Source organism: Candidatus Nanogingivalis gingivitcus (assembly GCF_004151455.1).
Lineage (GTDB): Bacteria > Patescibacteriota > Saccharimonadia > Saccharimonadales > Saccharimonadaceae > Nanogingivalis > Nanogingivalis gingivitcus.
In genome coordinates, this window is the sequence record NZ_PRLK01000007.1 from 1 (window position 1) to 21708 (window position 21708).

22 protein-coding genes and 4 tRNA genes are annotated in these 21708 nt (G+C 31.4%); 17 read left to right on the forward strand and 9 right to left on the reverse strand.

The genetic code is table 11. From position 1 onward, the window contains the following. Positions 1-330: 330 nt before the first annotated feature. Positions 331-1437: a DNA polymerase III subunit beta gene (dnaN, locus tag G6CMJM_RS02395; protein WP_206660769.1), complete on the forward strand. Its 1107-nt coding sequence runs from the start codon at positions 331-333 to the stop codon at positions 1435-1437. Further along, positions 1438-2472, forward strand: a complete 1035-nt coding sequence (recF, locus tag G6CMJM_RS02400) for a DNA replication/repair protein RecF (protein ID WP_129718885.1) — start codon at positions 1438-1440, stop codon at positions 2470-2472. It begins immediately after the preceding gene. On the opposite strand, the gene G6CMJM_RS02405 is transcribed toward recF, so the two are convergent. The 7 genes from G6CMJM_RS02405 to G6CMJM_RS02435 all read right to left on the reverse strand — a co-directional run bounded on the left by G6CMJM_RS02405 (position 2469) and on the right by G6CMJM_RS02435 (position 14499). Further along, positions 2469-3035: a hypothetical protein gene (locus tag G6CMJM_RS02405; protein WP_129718886.1), complete on the reverse strand. Its 567-nt coding sequence runs from the start codon at positions 3033-3035 to the stop codon at positions 2469-2471. The two genes, recF and G6CMJM_RS02405, sit on opposite strands and share 4 nt — an antisense overlap. 21 nt (positions 3036-3056) lie before the next feature. Continuing rightward, the gene (locus G6CMJM_RS02410) at positions 3057-4841 is read right to left on the reverse strand and encodes a phage tail tip lysozyme (protein ID WP_129718887.1); all 1785 of its coding nucleotides are present in this window, start codon (positions 4839-4841) and stop codon (positions 3057-3059) included. A 1-nt stretch (position 4842) separates the two neighbouring features. Then, positions 4843-7971: a M23 family metallopeptidase gene (locus G6CMJM_RS02415; RefSeq protein ID WP_129718888.1), complete on the reverse strand. Its 3129-nt coding sequence runs from the start codon at positions 7969-7971 to the stop codon at positions 4843-4845. Positions 7972-8016: 45 nt separating this feature from the next. After that, positions 8017-9879, reverse strand: coding sequence for a VirB4-like conjugal transfer ATPase, CD1110 family (locus G6CMJM_RS02420; protein WP_129718889.1), 1863 nt, complete (start codon positions 9877-9879; stop codon positions 8017-8019). Between the two features lie 4 nt (positions 9880-9883). Continuing rightward, on the reverse strand, positions 9884-10663 hold the full coding sequence (locus G6CMJM_RS02425) for a TraC-like domain-containing protein (protein WP_129718890.1): 780 nt from the start codon (positions 10661-10663) through the stop codon (positions 9884-9886). A gap of 3 nt (positions 10664-10666) precedes the next feature. After that, positions 10667-11779, reverse strand: coding sequence for a PrgI family protein (locus G6CMJM_RS02430; RefSeq protein ID WP_129718891.1), 1113 nt, complete (start codon positions 11777-11779; stop codon positions 10667-10669). A gap of 80 nt (positions 11780-11859) precedes the next feature. Then, on the reverse strand, positions 11860-14499 hold the full coding sequence (locus G6CMJM_RS02435; protein ID WP_129718892.1) for a hypothetical protein: 2640 nt from the start codon (positions 14497-14499) through the stop codon (positions 11860-11862). Between the two features lie 148 nt (positions 14500-14647). Between G6CMJM_RS02435 and G6CMJM_RS02440 the strand changes: the two genes are divergently transcribed. From G6CMJM_RS02440 to G6CMJM_RS03235, 6 genes are all read left to right on the forward strand, one after another. Continuing rightward, positions 14648-14971, forward strand: coding sequence for a hypothetical protein (locus G6CMJM_RS02440; RefSeq protein WP_129718893.1), 324 nt, complete (start codon positions 14648-14650; stop codon positions 14969-14971). Further along, the gene (locus G6CMJM_RS02445) at positions 14971-15399 is read left to right on the forward strand and encodes a pilin (protein WP_129718894.1); all 429 of its coding nucleotides are present in this window, start codon (positions 14971-14973) and stop codon (positions 15397-15399) included. The genes G6CMJM_RS02440 and G6CMJM_RS02445 overlap by 1 nt, the downstream gene beginning before the upstream one ends. A gap of 1 nt (position 15400) precedes the next feature. Next, on the forward strand, positions 15401-15700 hold the full coding sequence (locus G6CMJM_RS02450) for an Mbov_0395 family pilin-like conjugal transfer protein (RefSeq protein WP_129718895.1): 300 nt from the start codon (positions 15401-15403) through the stop codon (positions 15698-15700). Next, positions 15700-16095 (forward strand): pilin, encoded by a 396-nt coding sequence (locus G6CMJM_RS02455; protein WP_129718896.1) that lies wholly within the window; start codon positions 15700-15702, stop codon positions 16093-16095. Before G6CMJM_RS02450 ends, G6CMJM_RS02455 begins: the two co-directional genes overlap by 1 nt. Before the next feature lie 38 nt (positions 16096-16133). After that, positions 16134-16577, forward strand: a complete 444-nt coding sequence (locus tag G6CMJM_RS02460; protein ID WP_129718897.1) for a pilin — start codon at positions 16134-16136, stop codon at positions 16575-16577. Between the two features lie 94 nt (positions 16578-16671). Then, positions 16672-17127: a pilin gene (locus G6CMJM_RS03235; protein ID WP_195157017.1), complete on the forward strand. Its 456-nt coding sequence runs from the start codon at positions 16672-16674 to the stop codon at positions 17125-17127. A gap of 146 nt (positions 17128-17273) precedes the next feature. Here G6CMJM_RS03235 and G6CMJM_RS02470 read toward each other — a convergent pair whose 3' ends face one another. Continuing rightward, positions 17274-17747: an Hsp20/alpha crystallin family protein gene (locus G6CMJM_RS02470; RefSeq protein WP_129718898.1), complete on the reverse strand. Its 474-nt coding sequence runs from the start codon at positions 17745-17747 to the stop codon at positions 17274-17276. An 88-nt stretch (positions 17748-17835) separates the two neighbouring features. Here G6CMJM_RS02470 and G6CMJM_RS02475 point away from each other — a divergent pair, with 88 nt between their 5' ends. Both G6CMJM_RS02475 and G6CMJM_RS02480 read left to right on the forward strand, forming a co-directional pair. Further along, positions 17836-18492 (forward strand): ComF family protein, encoded by a 657-nt coding sequence (locus tag G6CMJM_RS02475; protein WP_129718899.1) that lies wholly within the window; start codon positions 17836-17838, stop codon positions 18490-18492. A 43-nt stretch (positions 18493-18535) separates the two neighbouring features. Next, positions 18536-18625 (forward strand) — tRNA-Ser (locus G6CMJM_RS02480). 56 nt (positions 18626-18681) lie between these two features. Here the strand turns inward: G6CMJM_RS02480 and G6CMJM_RS02485 are convergent. Further along, positions 18682-19059 carry a pilin gene (locus G6CMJM_RS02485; RefSeq protein ID WP_129718900.1) on the reverse strand — a complete coding sequence of 126 codons (378 nt, stop codon included), beginning with the start codon at positions 19057-19059 and terminating at the stop codon, positions 18682-18684. Between the two features lie 147 nt (positions 19060-19206). Between G6CMJM_RS02485 and G6CMJM_RS02490 the strand changes: the two genes are divergently transcribed. From G6CMJM_RS02490 to G6CMJM_RS02520, 7 genes are all read left to right on the forward strand, one after another. After that, positions 19207-19299: transfer RNA gene (locus G6CMJM_RS02490), tRNA-Ser, on the forward strand. Between the two features lie 78 nt (positions 19300-19377). Next, positions 19378-20016: a hypothetical protein gene (locus tag G6CMJM_RS02495; RefSeq protein ID WP_129718901.1), complete on the forward strand. Its 639-nt coding sequence runs from the start codon at positions 19378-19380 to the stop codon at positions 20014-20016. A gap of 88 nt (positions 20017-20104) precedes the next feature. Then, positions 20105-20181: transfer RNA gene (locus tag G6CMJM_RS02500), tRNA-Arg, on the forward strand. 66 nt (positions 20182-20247) lie between these two features. After that, positions 20248-20338, forward strand: a tRNA-Ser gene (locus G6CMJM_RS02505). Between the two features lie 56 nt (positions 20339-20394). Beyond that, the gene (locus G6CMJM_RS02510) at positions 20395-20784 is read left to right on the forward strand and encodes an HIT family protein (RefSeq protein ID WP_129718902.1); all 390 of its coding nucleotides are present in this window, start codon (positions 20395-20397) and stop codon (positions 20782-20784) included. Further along, on the forward strand, positions 20784-21242 hold the full coding sequence (locus tag G6CMJM_RS02515) for a 23S rRNA (pseudouridine(1915)-N(3))-methyltransferase RlmH (RefSeq protein ID WP_206660770.1): 459 nt from the start codon (positions 20784-20786) through the stop codon (positions 21240-21242). The genes G6CMJM_RS02510 and G6CMJM_RS02515 overlap by 1 nt, the downstream gene beginning before the upstream one ends. A gap of 28 nt (positions 21243-21270) precedes the next feature. Beyond that, positions 21271-21648 carry a hypothetical protein gene (locus tag G6CMJM_RS02520; protein WP_129718904.1) on the forward strand — a complete coding sequence of 126 codons (378 nt, stop codon included), beginning with the start codon at positions 21271-21273 and terminating at the stop codon, positions 21646-21648. The last annotated feature ends 60 nt before the right edge of the window (positions 21649-21708 follow it).

Below are 21708 nucleotides of genomic sequence, written 5' to 3' on the forward strand. Positions count from 1 at the left end.
AAACTTGCATAATATATAAATTTATTTTATTGTTTCATTTGACTATAATATTAAATTATTTAATAATACTGTTATAAAACTGTGGAAAATACCTATAGAAAACATCTAAAAACAATATGAATAATTCCAAAATTATTCCACAACTTACTTTGCACTAATTACCTTAATAATATGCTTAGTGGAAAAATATTTATTTATCAACATTTTTACCCCAGTTTTTTAATTGGATTTTACACAATAAAAATGCTATAATTTTAAGTAGTAAAAGTGTGTTTTTCCACACTTTCCACAGCTACTATTATTATATTTATTACTTCCTAAAGGAAGAGATTGAAAAATTTTATGGAATTGATTGTAAAACAAGAGCATTTATCTAAAGCACTCAATATTATTGGTAAAGTTGCAAATACTAAAACCTCTATATCATTACTTGGTACTATATTACTTAGAACAAATGGTAATCAGCTTTTAATAGCTGCTAATAATTTAGAGTTAGCTGTATCTCAAAATATTAGTGCTAAAATAAAACTTACAGGTTCAATAGCAATTCCTTCAAAACTAATTACAGAATTTATAGCTTCCTTACCTAAAGGAGATGTATTATTAAAAGTAGAAAATAATCATTTATATATAGAAAGTGGTAATTATAAATCTAAAATTAATGGAGAATCGGCTGAAGAATTCCCTGATTTACCAACTATAGAAGAAGAAACTAATAGAATTTCATTTAGTACTGACGAATTTAAAAATATTGTTTCTCAAACAGTATTTACTTGTAGCAACGATACAGCTCGCCCTGTACTTACAGGTGTTTATTGGCATGATTACGAAGAATATTTATACCTAGCTTCTACTGATGGTTATAGGCTTAGCGAACGAAAAGTTAAAAAAATAGAAAAGCCTTTATCTGCTATAATTCCATCTTCAGCTCTTCAAGAAGTTTTAAGGTCTGTATCTGAAAGTGTAGATGAGATAGAAACTATTTTTGATGATCATAAAGTAGAATTTAAGGTTGGTGATATTATTATTGTATCTAGACTAATTGATGGAAAATTTGTTGATTATAGAAGATTAATACCAAGTTCTACTGAAACGGTTGTAGAAATAAAAAAGAATGATTTTATGAGAATAGTAAAAATAGCCTCATTATTTGCTAGGGATTCTGGTGGAAGTGTTACTATTGAGGTTAATGAAGATGAATCTAAAATCTCAATTCATTCTATAGCTAGTGAATTTGGTGAAAATACTTCAGAAGCTAGCGTAACCGTTACAGGGGGTGGAAAAATAACCCTAAATTCACGTTATATTACGGAGTGTTTAAATAATATTAATGGAGATGATATAATATTCGGTTTTTCTGGTAGGCTTGCTCCTACGGTCTTTAAACCGCTCAAAGATAAAAATTATATACATATAATAATGCCACTTAAAAGCTAAATGAATATAACTAATATTAGGATTCAGAATTTTAGATCACATACTGACGCTACAATTGAATTAAATAAAAAATCAACTTTGATTACAGGTAAAAATGGTAGTGGAAAAACATCCCTATTAGAAGCTATCTATATCGCTATTCAAGGTAGTAGTTTTCGCTCATCAGATGATGAAATTATTAAATATGGTAATTCTTGGTATCGTATTGATATTAACTTTGAAGATGATCATAAAAGAATAATTAAATTTGATAGTAATAAAAAACAAAGTAGAAAAACATTTGATATAGACGGAATTAAAAAAAATAGATTGCCAAGTAATTATAAAATACCAGTTATTTTATTTGAGCCAGAAGATTTACAGTTATTGAGTGGCTCGCCCAATCGTCGCCGTAATTTTTTAGATAAATTTTTAACACAAGCTTACCCTAGCTTTTCTATAAGTTTATCTCGTTATAATAAAGCTCTTCGCCATAGAAATGCCCTATTAAAGCAAGATAATGTTACTGAGGATCAACTTTTCCCTTGGAATTTAATATTATCAGAGTATGCATATGAAATTACTAGTAGAAGAATAGAACTTATAAAAAATATAAATAAACAAATTAAAGAAATATATAAACAAATATCTGGTGTTAATGATGATATTGAAATTATTTATAATGGAAAAGAAATTACGAAACAAGAGTTATTACAAGAATTTATAAAAAATAACCAGTGTGATAAGATTTTAGGTTATACTACTATTGGCCCACATAGGCACGATTTTATTTTTAAATTTAATGGTAGAAACGCCTGCGACATAGCTAGTCGTGGCGAAAACCGTAGTCTTATATTAGCTTTAAAATTTATTGAAACTGATTTTTTAGCAGATATTGTAGACAAAAAACCAATAGTTTTACTTGACGATGTATTTTCGGAATTAGATAAAAACCGTCAGAAATTATTAACTACTCATTTTTCTTCTTATCAAACAATAATCACCTCAACAGAAGCTATTGAGGTGAAAGGTGTTAAAAATATCTTATTAAGCTAGTTTTGAGCTTTATTGTTTTTTGCTTTATCATCTTTACATACGCTAGGATCACAATAATGATATTTATATACTTCATCTTTCATATCTTTATCATTGTAAAGTATTATATCGTAATTAAAATATGATTTTTTGTCAATTTTAACATAATAATCTTTTTGATCATTATTTATAGCAATCTTAAATGTTATCCATACGTTTATACCTTCTTTTTTTTGATGATTTAAGCTGTCTTTATATAAACTAATTCTATCGTATTTATTTCCACTTTCTTTTTTTGCAAATTCATTCATCATATCTTGAAACTTAGTAAATGCATTCCATTCATATCCATGATAAAATTTTTCAAATCCTGCATACATAGGCTCTTTTACATTCGGAGTGTAGCCAGTAAATGTTGTTATTTCTTTTTGTGACGCTTGATCATAAGATTTAGTAGGAGCGTTACTACTTTGTTTAGGTCTATTTAATAACGAAATAACAGCCAATACTATCATAATTATAGATATAATTATGAAAAATATTACAGTTAAAATAATTTTTTTATTTTTGAAAATTTCTTTCATATATTATTACCCCTTTCTTACTTATTTCCAAACAGCAGTTCCCATATTAGCCATAGCAACTATTTGGTCTGGATCCCATTCTTTATCTGGTTGTGTTCCTGCTAATGTGCCATCTTCACTATATGGATTAGCTATTAACCATTTTCCACTTGCAGTTTTTTTTCTTACAACAAGTATGTGTCCACCTGATGTAAAAGGATATGGACCTCTTCCTCCTAACCATATTAAATGGCCTTGATCTAAATGACTATTTATGTCTGCTACACTATTATGTGATATTACTTGAGATTGTAAGCCGTATTCCTTAGCTATTAATTGTGCTTGTGTACCTAAAGCACCTCCGTCAGTAACTCCTCCTAATTCATTAGCTTTTTTAGCTACTGTTAGTGGATCAACTTTAACTCCAAGCGCATTAAGTATCATAGTTAATGATGTAGGGCCACACCCAGCTGGCCCCATTCTATAATCATATTGAGGTGCGTATACTTCTTCTGCCCATCTAGGATCTGTTTGCATAAATATTGAGAAACCGTCAGCTGCTTGTCCGGTAGCTTCACTATTTTGTGCCCATGAACCATTCTTTCCATTTCCGCAGCCATTAGAATTATTAGAATTACCACTAGAACCACCACCATTAATTTTCTCTTTAAGGAAATCTAAATAAGCTTTATAGCCCTCACTGTTAGGGTGTACTCCGTCGCTTTGATATAACTTATCTTTTCCTCCATGGCTATCTACATAAGATTTCCAGTCTAATACGCTAATATTATTTTCTCCGGCAATTTTAGATAATCGGGAATTGATTAATTCATAATCAGCATTGCTATTCTTAGAATAGCTATTTACCCAGTAAATTTTTTTATCTTTACCGATTTTTGATAATAGCTCTTTTATAGCTCCTTCATCGCTTAAATTATCGTTAGCACCTAAGTTAATAACCACTGTATTATTGATTGTAGAAGGAAGAATTCCTATTGCTTGTCTAACAGAATAACCATTTTCAGCAGATACATTAGATCCAGAAAAGGCTGATTCTAATTCCGATTGAGCACCTTTAGTTATGGAATCTCCTATAAATGTAATTCCACTACTTTCGGAGTTAGCTAGTTTTATAGTGTTTTTCTTTGATATATAGTGAGAAGCTAAATTTATTGTAATATTATTATTTCTTAAATATGCGTTATGGTTTCCTCCACCACTTGAACCATATTTTTTTATAAGTTCATTACCAATTTCAACACCTTCAGCTATACGTCCAGCACGTAAGTCTTCTCTCGGTCTCTCAAATTGATTGACCCAAATGTCAGCCACTGTACGTATATCATTAGCGCTTTTAATTTGAGATAACTCACCTCTATCTTCTAATTCTTTCCATAAGAAATCTAATTGTAATCCTAAATCATTAGATGGTTTACCTTTTTCTCTAGCGTAATCCTCTAAAGCTGTACGTCGCCCAAAAGACCATTGTGCAATACCGTAACCAATATTATTACCAGTTTCAACAGTACCAGGATCAAAAGTACCGCCAGTTTCTCCCCACATACCCCCTATAATACCGGCAACTTGTTCATTAGATAATCCTTTACCTTTAAGGAAATTCCAAACTTTTTCAACATTATCATTTCCCTGTAAGTTAGCAGTCCCACCACTTGATGGTCTACAGTCATCTCCTGCCTCATAATATAAAATATCATTTTTATTAAAATAAATAGAATCAAATTTTCCTGCAGCTGAAACTGTATCGCTAAAAATACTAGAAGCTAGAATCAATAAGAAAAAGTAAGATATTAGTATTTTTTTATTCATATTATGTATCACCTTTTATTAAATCTGTAGGATCGAACGCATTAGTCTCTTGAGAATCTTTACTATTTTTGTGCATTTGAAAATGTAAATGTTCTCCAAATGCATTTCCTTCTTCACCCATAGTACCTATTCTTTGACCTTTAGAAACAGAATCTCCTGTTTTAACAATATGGTCACTCATATGCATGTATAAGGAGAAAATACCTCCCTTATGTTCTATTACAACTACGTGAGGTCCACCACCACCTTGACCCCAATATCCATTATTGTAGCCATCCTCTACTACTTTACCATCACCAGCTGCATAAACAGGTGCTCTATGACCAAAACTAGCAGACCCAAAATCAATACCATAGTGTTTTCCATCAAGAGCTCTAGGTCCAAAGTCTTGTTCGTCGCCTACACCATTTATAGATTTGCCGTTCATTTTTACACCTTTAAGTGGCCATACAAATTCACCGGAAAGTGCAGCTAAGTCTGGATCTACTCCACCACCACTTCCACTGCTACTTCCATTATTTCCACTAGGTGAAACGCCGTCTTCCATTCCTTGGTTAATTCTGACGTCAGTTAGGAACAGGGCAAAATATTTTTTATCCTCTTCTTCGGTATTACATCCTCTACCTTTTTCCCATTTACCGTCTTCATATTTAGTCTCTTCCTCCTCAGCATCAATACCGATAGGTACTTTTCTGTCATAACACCATTTAATATATTTTTTAAATCTTTCGCCTTTTTTATTATTTGTTATGTAAGCATTGAAATCATCTTTGTCTGCTTCTTTTTGGGAATCTAAATAATTATTATCTTCTAGCCATTTAACTACTTCATCAGAATTTTTATCTTTCAATTCTACATTAATACCAGTATAAACATTGCAGAATATATCAGTAGCACCAGTTTTGGTTATTGTTGTATCGGTGCAAACTTTAGAATTGGCGGCGATACTAGCTGATTCGTTAGCAGCTCGTGCTGTTGGAGTTATATTATTCAATGATCTTCCAGCAGTTGACATAATAGCAGGAATAAAACCACCCACTGTAGCTAATTGTCTATTATAAGGAATTATAGAGCTTACAATAGAACCTAAGAACGTATGACGAGTAGTTGGGTCGAAAGGACTTCTAAACCTCCTTTCATCTTCAGCATGTTCAGCAATGATTTTTTCATTTTCCATAGCGAATTCTGTAGCTTCTGAAGTGTTTAAGATATTACCTCCTCCCGCTAAGGTATTTTTAGCCATTCCCGCACCTGCACCAGACATTACAGCATTACCGTAGTCTTCTCCTATAGTTGTTTTATTTACTAAATCTCCAACAAGAGCTGAGGCTGCTTGCCCTACCCATTTATCTATTAAATCACCTAGAAAATAGCTAGCTATCACTCCAGCGGCTGCTTGTAAAATAAATACTTTTAAGGCATTCATAATAGTAGTAATTACACAACCAAAGCCAGCCGTACCTATGCATGTTGCAATTATAGTTGCAGCCGTAACAGCTAAACCAACGGCAACAGATGTAACTATAGCACAAAAACTTTTTAATATTTTAGAAAGGGGGATTCCAAGTACTGTAATGTTATCTCCATATATTGCATTTAGAAACCCACCAATAAAATCTTTTATTACCCCTACAGAAAAAGGTTCTGCAGATTCATTTAAACTTTGAATTTGATCACCATAAGCAATTGCTTTATAGCCTTGAGAATCTGTGGCGGCAACGGAATCTTTCTTTGTAGAGCTATCTGCTAAGTATTTCAAAGCTCTAAATAAAGTACTTTCTTTTTTATCTTCTTTATTGTTATCTTTATCTTTATCATAGCCATTTCCACTAGTTGAAGCTATATCCATTAAAGAGTTTCCTACTATTGATGCTTCTTGTGGAGTAGCGTGACCAGCTTTAATTTTAGAAGCGAAAGATAAAAAGGTTAAACTGAATTGAATTAATATCTGTAATTTAGTGGATTTTAAAGCAGTATACATAATATTACCAAATGTGTAAAGTCCACATACTACTGCTCCAGCTCCTATTACGTTTAATGCTTTATTTAATTTACTAGAAAATCCCTTACTATTAAATTTGCTAGATGCTTTTTTACCTTTTTGTTCTTTCCCTAGCTCTTTAAGTTCTTTCTCTGCTAATTCCGAACCTTTATCGGCATCAGTTCTATCCTTTTTATTTTTCTTGGTCTTTGTATTTCCGTTTTCATCAACTTCATCAATTTCAGTATCTAATGAACTTGGTTTCTTCTGAGTATCTTTACTTTGTGAATTTGCCGTTTCATTAGCTTCTTCTTGTAACTGTTGTTCATCCTTGCCTTTATTATCGGCCTTTACTTTTTTAAATTGAAAAAGATTTTTTATTTTATCCCAAATTTTATCCAAAAAAGAAGCGAACCTACCACTAAAACCTTGTTTAATAGAGGCTCTAAGTTCAGGTCTTGTTCGCATTATACGTTTTAAATCTTTAGTATTATTATTAATAACTTCACCAGTTTCTTTATGAGTTAAGCTAGTAATAGTTTTTTTACCAAAAAGGTTGCTACCTTCTTTTACTTCAACTTTAAAGCCAGCTTTTTCCAGATTTTTAATATTACGATCACTTGCCTTAGATAATCGGCAAAAGAAACCTGTTTTACAATCAATTCCTTTAACTTTGGCTTTATAAACTTTATCTGTACGCATTTCCATACTGGAAGCAGCTGAATTCATTTTTTCTGTAATAATTTCTTGAACATGTATAGGCATTAGCCCAACAGTCATAAAAGAAATAAGGCCAGCAAGTCCACTACCACCAACAACTACTCCTCCAGCAGTAAACATAGCTCCTTTAGATTTAAAGAAACTTTTTAACCTTCCACCCTTAGCGCTATTTCTAGATTTATGTGTTCCACCCATTACGTTATTTTTAAAACTGGGAACACTTTCTTGAGATAAAGGATTATCTGTTAAATTTTTACTTTTAGAAATAGCACTGTTTTCAGAATTTTCTAAGGAATGAGGGTTATATCCGTCGTCGCCACGAATAGCACTAGCTGAATTCCAGTTTGAGCTAGTGCTATTAAGATGCTCTTGATTAACATCGCTTAAATCGCTAAAATCGCGATTGTCGTAATCTTTGCCCTCTCCCATAATATATAAGAATATTTTAACACAGCGAAAGTAGTTTAATCAATATTAGAATAATTCATTTGGATCAGTATATCCATTAGTCATCATATTATCACCCTTTCGCCTACTAGATGATGTTTGGTTAGGGTTTGTAGTTACTAACCTATGTTCAATTTCGCTAGCAATAATTTGAATATGTACGTGGTTTTGCCCTGCGAAGAATAAACCTTGTCCTACTGGGAAGTTAGCTAAACGTTTTCTCTCTTCCTCCGTAAGTTTAAACACATCACTAAGAACATCAACAGCACTAGATGATTGTTTTAATAGTAGCTGCATTGAGCTGTTGGAAACAATAGCTCTTCCTAATTTACTTCCCATAAAGTCTTCTACGTCCTGAGAGATAGTAGTTAACCCTAGATAATATTTACGTGCTCTTTTTGCTAAGGAGAAAAGGAAATTAGCAGAGTCGTCATATTTCATTAATTGCCAGGCTTCATCAACTATTAGCATACGCTTTTTTTGGTTAGAACGAACAATATTCCATACGTGTGAAAGTACAATATACATTGCTACTGGACGCAATTCATCTTCAAGGTCACGAATATTAAAAACTACCATTTGGTTATTGATATCTATATTACTTTGCTGTGAAAAAATTCCAGCAAAAGTACCTGTTGTGTATTTTCGTAACCTTTGCGCTAATTGTGGGCCTGTACCACCCATATGTACTAAGGTGTCATATAAATTTGCTATTGTTGGAGGAACAGAGTTATGAGTTAGTGGATCACTTGTAATTCCTGCTCTAGCGTAAGTATCTATTAAAGCTTGGTCTAAATCAGCTTCTTCAGCTGGTGAAAGGCCAACTTGTGCGCCAACTGAAGTTCCACCAAGCATTAACCTAAATAGTCCATGTAAAGTAATAATATTTGCACGTAAGGCATTATCTGCTTCGTCACTATCAATTACTTTAGGTAAATCAAAAGGGTTAATACGCGTATCGCTACTTAAACTTAGCCTAATATAACTACCGCCTACTGCTTCACATAATTTTTGATATTCATTTTCAGGGTCAATAATAAGAACTTCTGCTCCCATCATCATAGTTCGTAAAGCTTCTAATTTCACTGTAAAAGATTTACCGGCACCAGATTTAGCAAAAACTACCATGTTAGCATTTTCTAATGTATAACGGTCGAAAATAACAAGGCCATTATTATGCATATTTACGCCATATAGAACACCATTTTCCTGTGTTAAATCTGCGCTAGTAAATGGAAAACTTGTAGATATTGCGCCAGTATTCATATTACGCCTAATTTGTAATGAATCGCTCATTTGTGGAATAGTGGCATTTAAGCCTTGTTCTTGCTGTGAGGAAGCAACTTTAGAAAAAAGCATTTGCTGACCAAGCATGGTTTCAATTTTACTGCGTACAAAGTTCATTTCATCTAAACTTTCAGCATATAGAGTAATATAAAAGCCTAAACGGAAGAATTTCTCAGCGCCTAATTGTAATTGATCACGAAGTTCTTCGGCGTCGCTTAAGGCTGCTTCCAAAGCAGGATCACGAGTTAGTCCCTTTTCATTATTTAAGGATAAGCTAGCTTCAAGCTCAGTAACCTTACGGCGTAAGTTTTTCATAACAATTTCAGTTTCTACAGGGTAAATAAACATAGAAACATCTAAAACTTCATCAGCATTAAGTAGAGGCGAAAGCCAACCTGTATATAATTGCCTAGGGTAGCCATAAACATAAAGAGTTTGGCCATATTTTGTTCCTAAACGGAAATAGCTAGAATGAAACTCTAAGCTAGATGGTGCAATAATATCTCTTAAAGTATTAATACCTGTAAGAAAAGCTTTTTCTACTTCTTCTTGCTCCTGAGCTCTTTGCTGAGCAGCTATATCTTTAGCATCTTTTTTTGCCATAACTTTAATTATTACCCTTCATATTATTATCACCTTTTCGTACAACCAAACCTGCCACTTCTTTAAAATCACCTAAAGGTTCGTAAATTGCAGTATCTGGGTTGTAAGCATTATAGTATAATTCACCTAATTCTTTAGTATTAAGCTGTACACTTTTTATACCGATTTGAAATAGTCCACCTGTTATACCATCTACTCTTTTTTTCATTTCTTCTAAGGCTTTTTCCCATGTTTCACGATCTATCTTTGAAATTTTAGCAGAAGGTTTTGAGAAAAGTCTACCAAAGAAACCTTTAGCTTGTTTTTTAACAGTATCTAAATCTCCTTGAGGATAATATGGTACTACAATAAAGAAAGATTTATCCATAATATTAGCTGATCTACTTAAGTTATCAATAAAATTAATATAATCTTCCATTAAATCACTAAGTAACATATTATCTTGATCTCTTAGAATATCAGATAGTTTATTTAAATATGGTTCAATATCAACTCTTTGTGAGCGTACTAAAATTTGAATAGGAAAAGTTAAAGCATTTAAAAAGCTTTGATAAGAATATTCTACACCTTCTCTTTCTCTTTGGCTCATTAAGTCGTAGTTAATAGATTTACAAGCAATTACAGATCTAAAACTTCCATCTTTCATTACTACCATACCTTCACGTATTTCTGCAAATTCTAGCGTATTTTGGGTAGAAGATGGATTAGCTGGTGCGTGAGAATTTAGTTCAGGAACTTTTCCCTGTTGGTTATTATTTATATTATTATTTTGATTATTATTCATACTTTACCTTAAAGATATAACTACTTCCTCATTATTATTTAAATCAACTTCACTATCTTTTGATGATATTTTATTAGCTTGTCGTGCTAATGTTTCAATTGATAAATCTTTACCTTCAGAAACCAATCTTTTCATCTCCTCATTTATAGAATTATTTGTTATTTTTTGTTGTAAATTAGGAGATGATTCAGCTAATTCAAAAGGGTTAAGTGCTGTATTTGTAATAGGCTGCACAGTTGATTGATTCATTGAACTAGGGTATGGGTCGTACTGTAAATGTATATTTTCGCTATAGCTAGGTTCTGTATTTTGTGGGTAAGGATAATTCTGAATATTATTATTTTGAGGAGTTAAATTCATTGAATAATTAGAAACATTATTGAATTGGTTATAATTATTAGGATTATTTGTTTCTATAACCTGCTCTTTTACATAATCATTACCTATATATTTATTTTTAGGGTCAACATAATAAGTTTGAGTTTGAATTTGTTCAGAACTGTAATCTGTAAAATCGGCAAGGTTTCTAGCCATATTCATATTTTGCATAATTTGTTGTCTTCTCTCGGTAGTTTTGTTGGCTAGCATATTATCAATATTATTAGCAATTCTACTACCCTCAAACATATCTGTCATAGTGTTAGATTCATTAATAAATTCTGTTTTAATTTTTGTTTCAGATGGTGCTACGGAATGCTTAATAGCCCAACCTTCAGTATCTACAATATCAGCTAAGTAGCTTAAGCGTTTTGCAGCTTCTTCATGTGCAATATCTTTAATATTAGGCTTATTACTTTTTATAGGGGCAGATATTTCTATTAAATGTTCTACTCCATCCGGTTGCCACATGCGTTTATTTGGTTTAATATGATAAGAAACAACTGCAGCTAAGTACATTTCCATTGGCTGATCTTTCTTTAAAGGCATTGCTAAAACGCCAAAAAACATTATAAAAGGAGCTGGAATAATTACTAAACCAGGGTAAACTTGAAAAAGTACAATACTTAAAAATATTAATCCTGCTAAAACCATTAAATATATAAATTGCCTAAAGTTAAAAGGACCGAGCATTTTATCTTCGGCCTCAACGTCTTGAGGAACTTTATATACACTCATCTATTGCCCACTTCTCCAATCTTTTATTACATCTAATTATAGCACAATTATTATCGATATTAAAAGGCTTAGTTATTTATCTAAGCCTTTTTAGTTTTTATATTGTTAAGATCAATATCTCCACTACTAAATAGTTTTTTATAAATACTATTATGGTGAGTTTTTATATTCTTAACTGCTTCAAATATCTCATTACCTTGAACAGCATTAATTCGGCCATATTTAGAAGAATCAGCATTGATACTTTGGAAGCTCTTAAGGGTTGCAATAACTGTATGATCATCCCATTTTTGAATAGCTTCTTGTCTAAATACCATTTTTAAGGCTTCGTCATTAGCTTTTATAATATTTTCATCAGAAACTTTTTTAATATACTGAGCATCAATTTCTTTCAAGAAGTCTCCACTTGTCTTTCCCTCTACATAAGTTGATCCTACGAATCCACCACCAATAAATGGGTTGTCTGGTTTCTTTGATTTAGCAAAGGCATCCATAAGGCTACCCCTGTTAGCATGTAGATATTCACCTTTTGCAGTGTTTTCTAATAATTGTTGAGCTTCAGCCATACTCATGGAATTTATAACACCTTCTGAAGCTGCAGCCCTTAAACTCTCGTTAATGTCAAAAGATACTCCATTTTTAGTAAATGTTTTGGCACTAGGATCATTAAAAATTGATTTATAGTCATTACCATTCAAATCTAAACCTTTCAATAGCGTAGAGATTGAATCAACTTCTTCTTTCTTTTCTTTAGAAGAAGCTCTGAATGTATCTGCTAAAGCAGAAATTTTACCTTCATTACCCCTAACACCCTTAGCAATTTCTAGTAATCCGTCATCACTACGCAATGTTTTATAAAGGCCACTATTTATAGCCATAGCATTATTTCTATTAGCTTGTTTAAGGGCATTATTATCATTTAATAGATCATATAGAATATTAGCTTTTTGACCAAAACGTTTATTTAGATTTTTAATACTATCTTCGTTAATAATGATATTTCCTTTAATATCAGTTTCTAAAGGAGAGTTCAATAAGTTAGATTGATAAGCAGATAATTGATTTTTAACTGCTTCTGTTTGATTAGTTGAATATTGGTCTGCGACCATTTGTTGGTATGCAGTATTTCTACCTATCATTCTAGCTCTAGTGAAGTCGCTAGTAGTTTCGTCGTTTATAACATTAAGCCCTTCACTTTCTTTTTGGTCAAATCTTGCTTGTTGATATTTTTCGGCAATACTTTTCATATTACCTTGTCTTCTTGAACGACCGTAACTTAATTGATTTAATTTTGCAGTTAAATTATTGCCATTGCTGATTTTTTTATGACGAATTTCTTCAGCCCCATCTCTAAAGAATCTCCTGGCTGCGTCAACAGGACCTTTATTAGGGTTGTTAACTATACCGGCAATTTTTCCAAGAAGATTTCCACTTAGCTTCATTATAGTTGGGGTTAATGCTAAAGGTGCTACTTGTGTTACTGCACCTAATAGAAATACTAAGAAATTGCCGTTTGAACTAGCTATTATTACTGTTCCTACTAATTGTGCACCACCAAAAAGTAAGGATATTATAGGATACATAATTAGCATAGTAGAAAGTAAATCTTTCCATTTTCCGTACCATTTTTCTGTATTTGGTAATATGTTAGCTGCAAAAGCTAATGGCGATAGGAACACTAAAACTATAATTATTGCTTGTCTTCCTGCTAATATAACTAACGCTACAAATGCAGAATAAATAACCATTACTAATGCACCCATAATCATAAGCCCTAAGGCTTGCCATCCACCAGCTATAACATAAGCAACTGCTCCATAAGTAAAAACCCCAGCGCTAGATAATATAGCAGCAGTTAAATCTTTCCAACTAAGATTAACATTTACTGCAGGACCACTACTAATCATTTCTTTTCTAATATTTACTAAAAGGTTTTGAAGTTGAGCACCAATAATATTTGAAGTATCAACGAGTACGGCACAAATATAATAGGAAAGATTAATTAAAATTGCTGCTACTATAATTTTTGGTAGTATTCTTTTTATTCCATAATTAGATATGCCCATACTTGTTAATTGGGAATATATAACAAAAATGAAAGCTATTATAAAAATTATATTAGCTATATTTCGCATATAATCCCAAACTTTAAATAAAGGGTTGTCAGATTTTACATATAACGGCTGAACTTTTAGAAAGTTTTGCACAATATCGTATATACCATCCATTGCCCAGGCTAAAGTATTCGCAACAGAACAAACCATCCATCCTCCACCACCTTCAATATTACAGTTAGTGTCTTTTTTAGGTTGAGTGCCATTAACTTCTACAGGTTGAGAATTTCCATTATTTTCGTTTCTTCCTAATGGAGTTTCACTTATATCTTGAAAAATACCTTTAGTTATATCGTTATTATCATCTAATGCTATAACCTCTTTTTTAGGTTTTTCTAAGTTTGCTTCATAATATACAAATAAATTCTTACCCTTTAAATTATCTGGGTAATTATTAGCTTCGCTACTACTTATTTTTTTATAATTTTTACCGTTATAAACAATAGCATCTTTAGAATCATTTAACCATTTTGCGCCATCTAAAGCAAAAATTTGCCCCGAATTAAAAAAACCTAAGCTTATTGTCAAAGCTATTGTAAAAATAAAAATTTTTATTTTTGACAAACTTAGGAAGTTTTCTTTTTTAAACATCGCAAAACAATGCATATGGGTAAATTTTATCATAAAAACTATATTTTGTCAATATTTCTAAGTGGTTAAAAGCTTGCTTTTTTAGAGTAAAAAAATTATAGTATAAGCATATATGAAGAAAAAAATACATAAAAATATATTTATAGCTATTATTATGTTTTTAATGGCTAGTTTAATCTCTTTTTCTCCATTAGTTTTTGCTGAAGATAAACCAAAAAGTGGTGGTGGAGATGAAAATGCTATATTAAAAGATGTTAATAGTATTGAAGAATTATTAAATATTGCTCTTGTAACAGTGTCTTCTGGCGTAGGTCTTCTTGCTATTGGATCGCTAATTTATGCAGGTGTTTTATATGCTTCTGCCGGTGCTAATTCTTCACAAGTAGCAAAAGCTAAAGAGATGATTCGCAATACCGTTATAGGTATTATAGCCTATACTGTAATGTGGGCATTTTTACAATGGTTAATTCCAGGAGGATTTTTTTAATGAAGAAAAAAAATATTATTATAGTTTTAACGCTATTAGTGAGTTCTCTATTATCACCGTTAATTCTATCTTCTAATACATTTGCTGAAGATAAGCCGAAAGCCTCAGCTAGTGATAGTTTTTATGGTTTACCAACATGGCATAGAGGTTTAAATTTAGATGGAGAAGGTATAAAAAGCAAGGAAGATATACCAAAATTTATTTGGACTATTGTAGCTAATATTATTGATGCTATATCTCGTATTGCTGGTATTGTTGCCATTGGTTTTATTATTTGGGCAGGCTTTCAATATATGTTAGCTGCTGGAAATTCAGGACAACTGGCGGCTGCTAAAAATACGCTTAAAAATGCTATTATTGGTTTATGCATTGCTGTTTTAGCGTCCACGATTATTAGTTTAGTTATTACTTCTGTAGGAGGAAATTAGGATGAATTTAGAAAACAAAAGAATAGCACAAGCTTTTAATAAATCAACAGCTTTAAATGGTGTTAAGCCTACTGGAAATGCTAAAACTTCCGATTTATCAACTATAACTAATGCAGCTTTTCTATGGGCTGGAATTGTATGTGTAGCAGTTATTATTATTTCAGGTTTATATTATATTTTAGCTTCTGGAGATCCTGGAAAAATAGCTACAGCTAAAAACTCCTTAATTTACGCATTAGTAGGTTTAGTGGTAGTAATTTTAGCTAGTGCAATAGTAAACTTTGTGTTAGGAGTTATATAATGAATATAAAGAAAGTTATTTTATTCATCACTACTATTTCTATGCTGTTTAGTTTTATCCCTTTTAAGGCTTATGCCGAGGAGTCAAAGAGCGTAAATTTACTAAGTGAAAAATGTAAATATGTTACAGCAGATAAAAGTGGTGTATGTAGTGATAATGGAAAAGAAGCTACAAGCGTAGCCGCCAAAGTGATTAATACCCTCTTTTATATAGTAGGTATAGCAGCTGTGGTAATAATAATATATAGTGGTATTTTATTCATTTTAGCTTCTGGAGACCCTGGAAAAATAGCTACAGCTAAAAGAGGTTTAATCTATGCTTGTATAGGACTAGTGGTGGCTTTAATGTCTTACGCTATTGTGAATTTTGTTGTTAACGCTACAGATAAAAAATAAGTTATAATATAGTTAAATAAGGAAAGGAAAATTTAAAAGTGAAGAAAAAAATTTTATTACTAGGAATAATAGCTTCTCTAATTACCCCATCTTTAATGTTGCCTAATTCGGTGGTGTATGCTGACGCAAAAGAACAAATTCAAAAGGGCATAAATACTACAGGGGCTGGTTCTTCAAATGGCCCTAAATTAGAAGCTATCATAGCTAGTATAATACAAACACTGTTCTTTATTATTGGAGTATTAGCTGTAATAGTAATTATTTATTCAGGATTTCTCTTTATTGTCGCTTCTGGTAATCCTCAAACTATTCAAAAGGCAAAAACATCAATTATTTACGCTGTAGTTGGTTTAGTGGTAGCAATTATGGCTTATGCTATTGTCGGCTTTGTGATTAATACCTTCCAAGGAGATAGCGGTGGAGGAAGCAGTTCTAATTCGTCAGCTCCGGCTTCTGAAAATTCAGGAACTCGCCAAGGATAAATAGCTGATATTTTATTAATATATTAGGTTATAATATTGAAAAATAATTCGTATATGCTATAATTAGGCTAAATAAACATAAGAAAGGTAATAAATGAAAGAAATTATTGCAAAAATTAAACAAAAAGCAGTATTTATTCCAGTAATGACATTAGCTTTAGCAGGTATATCTATGGCTATTCCTACTAATATAGCTCATGCTGACTGTGATACAAGTAAAGGATCTAAGTTATCATTAAGTTCAGGTGCTAACTGTGGCGCTACTGGAAATACTAAAATGAAACTATTTGGTGAAGACGGAATATTCACAACTATCATCAATATCCTATTGTTCCTAATCGGTGTATTGTCAGTTATTATGTTGATTTATGGTGGTATGCGTTACGTAATGTCTCAAGGTGATGCTGGTGCTGTAAATAACGCTAAAAATACAATTCTTTATGCTATTGTTGGTTTAGTAGTTGCAATTCTTGCTTACGCAATCGTTAACTTCGTACTATCATCCCTAGGTGTTGGCGATGATAGTGGTAGTGGAACAGCAACTCACTAATTAAATAACTAAATTAAATAAAAGAGAGCTTTACAAAGCTCTTTTTTATTTACGTAGTATAATTTTAACTAACTAATAAATAAAATTATAGGAGATAAAATAATATCACCCTATAGAGTGATATTATTTTACATTTCTTAGTATTTCTATAATACTTGTATTTTTGTTGCTTGTGTCTTAATCTTTGTGAAACTAATAGTTAAGATTCCATCCTTCAACATTGCTTCTACGCCTTCTTCAGCAACTTGTACAGGAAGACTGAGAGTTCTACTAAATTCTCCCCAGTAACACTCTTGTGCATGGTGCGCTATAATTCCCTCTTGGTCACCAGCGCTTAAAGTTCCACTTATAGTTAATGTTCCGTCTGATAGTGATACATCTAAATCATTCTTATTCACGCCTGCAGTTCTCGCTTTTACAAATAAACGATCTTCTGTTTCGTATACATCAACTGCTAATTGACCAGGAAGTTCATTTTCTTCTTCTTGCTCGAAATTGTTTTGATTACCTTCATTATTAAATACTTGTTCAGAAGTATCGCTCATAAGATCATCACCAAAATCGAAAGCAGCTTCAAGTTCATCTTTTAAAAAGCTGTCATCATCTTGTCTTCTAGCCATTTTTCCTCCAACTTAATTCCTAAATAGACTTAATTTATTTTATTATAGCTTATTGTTAAGGTATAATCAAGAGAGAAAGCTTATTTTTATGTATAAGAAAACTATAGATAGAATATTGGATTATTTATCGCCAGATAAATGCTATTTTTGCGCTAAAAATGGTGAAGCTATATGTTCAGAATGTATGAAGAATATAATTGACAATATAGGTAATATTATAGATAGTAATTCGCCATATATAGATAAAGAATTTTATATTGACAATAGAAAAGAAAGTGACATAATAAAGCTTGTTGATGATTATAAATTTCTACCTAAACGTAACAATATCTATTCCTTAACTGTTATTATTACTGATTTTTTAAAAAATACAGCTCATTTTACTGACAATCCTAACGATCTTATTTTAGTACCTTGCCCTACTTCTAAAAAACATATAAAACAACGTGGGTTTGACCATATTTTACTTCTAGTACAAGTATTATCAAAAACCTTAAATATAAAATATCAAACGATTATAAAAAGAAAAGGTAATTATAAACAGCTTGGAGCTAGTAAGAAACAAAGAAAAGAACAAGCTTTAAAGTCTTATTATTTAGATGGAGATATTTTAAAAGATAAAACTTATATTATTGTAGATGATATAAAGACCACTGGCTCTACCTTAGAAGCTATAGCTAAAATTCTTAAAGACAATAAAGCATCTAGAGTATGGGCTTTATATATCTTATATCAAGAAAAATAACTCTTTATTTTATTAATTAGATATGTTAAAATATTTTACACATGGAGAGGTGGCCGAGTGGTTGAAGGCACCGGTCTTGAAAACCGGCAAGGTGTCAAAGCCTTCGAGGGTTCGAATCCCTCCTTCTCCGCCAAGAAAAAAAGACGAAATCAATTATGAAATCGTCTTTTTTTCTTATTTATTTTTTAGCTATACATTGGTTGGAGCTATACCGTTTGTTCCCCCACCAGTATTAATACCAGTTTCAGACATAAATACACTTATCACAAAATTAACGATTGCATAAGCTAATATAGCTACTATTAACCCAATTATTGCATATAGAATAGTATTTTTTGCTGATTCTACTGTTTTAGAATTTCCACCAGATATAACATAACGTAGACCTCCGAAAATAAGCATTATAATGCTTAAAATACCAACTAGGAATAGCATAATATTTATAACTTGGTTAAATATTCCTACATTACCAAAAAGTGTAGATGGTACATTTCGCCCCTTGCCCTGTTCTACTCCTGTTTCCAAACCTCCGTTAACATTAACGGCATAAGTTGTTATAGATAGCATAAGGGAGGGTAAAAAAAGAGCCAATATGCTATAAAAGACTTTAAAAAACGACTTAGTTTTATTCATAATATATATTATATCAAAAAATAAGCTTTTTGTCAACTGGCTTGTTTTTTATATTTTATTTTGTTAAAATAGGATACATCTGGAGGATTACCCAAGTGGCTGAAGGGGACGGTTTGCTAAATCGTTAGTCTGGGGAGACCTGGAGCGGGAGTTCGAATCTCCCATCCTCCGCCATAAAAATACTTTAACTAGTTGTTAAAGTATTTTTTCTTATTATTTAGTTTTAATAGGGCTTATGTTATAATAACTAGTATGAATCCTGATAAAAATAATCAGTTTAATGTTCCTGTTGAATCGGAATATTTTGCTGATGCTCCAAGTGATATCTACGAACAAGAACAAGAAGAACATCAAAATTCTGTATCACCCTTTACTCCTCCTGAATATACGGCAGTAAATAAAGAACAAAATTTTGTAAATATGGATGATGAACAGGAGATTGCCAATTGGCAAGCTCAAGATTTAATTATTGGCGAGAAAGATAAAATTTGGTATATAGGTTTTACTATTATAGTATTAATTCTTGTTGTTTTTGCGGCGATTAGCCAAATATGGACTTTTATGGCATTAGTTATAGTTTGCTATATAGCTATTTTAGCTATGAGAACACCAAATAAAGCTAACGTTATATCTTATAGTCTAAGTACTCATGGTGTGTATATAGGTAATAAATTTTATGCTTATAGTGAATTTAAATCATTTGGAATAATAAGAGAAACTTCTGTGTATTCTATAGTTTTTATACCTAAAAAGCGTTTCTCCCCTAGCGTTTCGATATACTTCAGTAAAGAAGAAGGAGAAAAAATTACAGATATAATTGGGTCTAGATTACCTATGGAAGAAATAAAACACGATTTAATTGATAGTATTATTAGAAAAACAAGGTTATAGTTGAAAAAATAAAAAAAATATGTTAAAATCTATTTTGTCCATCTAATTGGAAGAACTTCAAAATTTAGATGCTACGAAAGTAGCACACGCACCTGTAGCTCAGCTGGATAGAGCGTTGGCTTGCGGAGCCAAAGGTCGTAAGTTCGAATCTTGCCAGGTGTACCATAGAAAAGACATCATTAATAATGGTGTCTTTTCTTTAATTATTTTTTTAGTTATAATTATTGTATTGGAGAAGTGGCCGAGTGGTTGAAGGCGCACGACTCGAAATCGTGTATATAATTTAATTATATCGAGGGTTCGAATCCCTCCTTCTCCGCCAAGAACAGCTCTTTATAGGGCTTTTTTTATTTTATTAATTCTAATAGAATATAAATTATGAAAGATTCTATATTTACAAAAATTATTAAGGGTGAAATTCCTTGTTATAAAGTATATGAAGATGATACTGTGTTTGCTATGTTAGATATTGATCCACTATCTGATGGTCATGTATTAGTTTTTCCTAAAAAACAAGTTGACCTATTATGGGATTTAGACCAAGATGTTTATAATCATTTAATGGATGTAGCTAAATTAATTGCTGAAAAAATCCAGAACAAATTAAATCCTTTAAGAGTAGGAATGGTTGTTGAAGGTTTTGGAGTTCCTCATGCTCATATCCATTTAGTTCCACTATATGATAAGGATGTTTTACAACTACATCATGGCTACCCTGTTAGAAAGGATAATTTTACTGATATAGCTAGTAAAATAAATGATTTATAATGATAAAAATTATTGCAATAGGCAAGAAACATGATAAGTGGATTATCCAGGGCGTAGAAGAATTTAGTAAAAGGCTAAAAAAACCTTTCAATGTTAATTGGAAAATAATACCTAATTCTAATGTATCTATAATAGATAAGGTTAAAGATGAAGAGTCTAATAAAATTATATCTAATATAAATAGTGAGGATTTCGTAATATTATTAGATGAAAAAGGTTCTAATATTACCTCCCCCATGCTTGCTGAAATTTTTAATAATCAATTTGTTTTAGGTAAAAATATAGTGATTGTTATAGGTGGTGCTTTTGGTGTATCTGAAATTGTTTTTAAAAGAGCAAATTTCATTCTAAGTTTTTCTAAGTTGGTATTCCCTCATCAGTTAATAAGATTAATGATAATAGAGCAAATTTATCGTTGCCAAAATATTTTAGAAGGTGGAAAATATCACCATTTATAATTTTTAATAATGTGATATAATTCATATTATGAACAAGACACTTAGAAATCGCATACTTATTATAGTAGGCATTATCATTGTTTCAATACTATTGTTTTTCGGAATATTCTTTTTATTAAATATTTTTTTTGGTTATAAGCCATCTAGTAATAGTGTAACTAATCTAGAAAATGATAAGGCAAATACTTTATACGAACCAGAAAAACAAAGAGAAAAAGTTGTTGAAAAACCTGTAGAACAAGAAAAGAAAGAAGAAAAGGTCGTTGAGGAGCCTAAGAAAAAAGAAGTTACTCAAGAACCAGCAAAAGTTCAAAGTAAAGAACCTGAAGTAAAAGAAACTAAATCTGCAATTAAGCAGGAAGTACCAAAAGAATTACCAAAAACTTCAACAGTACCTAGTAGATAATAAAATAAAGCCTAAAAAGGCTTTATTTTATTAAATATGGAATTTTATTTAATTGAACTA

Excerpts from the sequence above, each read along its gene's own strand:
- G6CMJM_RS02425 (WP_129718890.1), bottom strand. The coding sequence starts at position 10,663 with ATGAATAATAATCAAAATAATAATATAAATAATAACCAACAGGGAAAA.
- G6CMJM_RS02405 (WP_129718886.1), bottom strand. The coding sequence starts at position 3,035 with ATGAAAGAAATTTTCAAAAATAAAAAAATTATTTTAACTGTAATATTT.
- G6CMJM_RS02475 (WP_129718899.1), top strand. The coding sequence starts at position 17,836 with ATGTATAAGAAAACTATAGATAGAATATTGGATTATTTATCGCCAGAT.
- G6CMJM_RS02515 (WP_206660770.1), top strand. The coding sequence starts at position 20,784 with ATGATAAAAATTATTGCAATAGGCAAGAAACATGATAAGTGGATTATC.
- G6CMJM_RS02455 (WP_129718896.1), top strand. The coding sequence starts at position 15,700 with ATGAATATAAAGAAAGTTATTTTATTCATCACTACTATTTCTATGCTG.
- G6CMJM_RS02450 (WP_129718895.1), top strand. The coding sequence starts at position 15,401 with ATGAATTTAGAAAACAAAAGAATAGCACAAGCTTTTAATAAATCAACA.
- G6CMJM_RS02470 (WP_129718898.1), bottom strand. The coding sequence starts at position 17,747 with ATGGCTAGAAGACAAGATGATGACAGCTTTTTAAAAGATGAACTTGAA.
- G6CMJM_RS02420 (WP_129718889.1), bottom strand. The coding sequence starts at position 9,879 with ATGGCAAAAAAAGATGCTAAAGATATAGCTGCTCAGCAAAGAGCTCAG.
- G6CMJM_RS02430 (WP_129718891.1), bottom strand. The coding sequence starts at position 11,779 with ATGAGTGTATATAAAGTTCCTCAAGACGTTGAGGCCGAAGATAAAATG.
- G6CMJM_RS02440 (WP_129718893.1), top strand. The coding sequence starts at position 14,648 with ATGGCTAGTTTAATCTCTTTTTCTCCATTAGTTTTTGCTGAAGATAAA.
- G6CMJM_RS02410 (WP_129718887.1), bottom strand. The coding sequence starts at position 4,841 with ATGAATAAAAAAATACTAATATCTTACTTTTTCTTATTGATTCTAGCT.
- recF (WP_129718885.1), top strand. The coding sequence starts at position 1,438 with ATGAATATAACTAATATTAGGATTCAGAATTTTAGATCACATACTGAC.
- G6CMJM_RS02520 (WP_129718904.1), top strand. The coding sequence starts at position 21,271 with ATGAACAAGACACTTAGAAATCGCATACTTATTATAGTAGGCATTATC.
- G6CMJM_RS02415 (WP_129718888.1), bottom strand. The coding sequence starts at position 7,971 with ATGGGAGAGGGCAAAGATTACGACAATCGCGATTTTAGCGATTTAAGC.
- G6CMJM_RS02485 (WP_129718900.1), bottom strand. The coding sequence starts at position 19,059 with ATGCTATCTATAACAACTTATGCCGTTAATGTTAACGGAGGTTTGGAA.
- G6CMJM_RS03235 (WP_195157017.1), top strand. The coding sequence starts at position 16,672 with ATGAAAGAAATTATTGCAAAAATTAAACAAAAAGCAGTATTTATTCCA.
- G6CMJM_RS02445 (WP_129718894.1), top strand. The coding sequence starts at position 14,971 with ATGAAGAAAAAAAATATTATTATAGTTTTAACGCTATTAGTGAGTTCT.
- G6CMJM_RS02495 (WP_129718901.1), top strand. The coding sequence starts at position 19,378 with ATGAATCCTGATAAAAATAATCAGTTTAATGTTCCTGTTGAATCGGAA.
- G6CMJM_RS02435 (WP_129718892.1), bottom strand. The coding sequence starts at position 14,499 with ATGCATTGTTTTGCGATGTTTAAAAAAGAAAACTTCCTAAGTTTGTCA.
- G6CMJM_RS02510 (WP_129718902.1), top strand. The coding sequence starts at position 20,395 with ATGAAAGATTCTATATTTACAAAAATTATTAAGGGTGAAATTCCTTGT.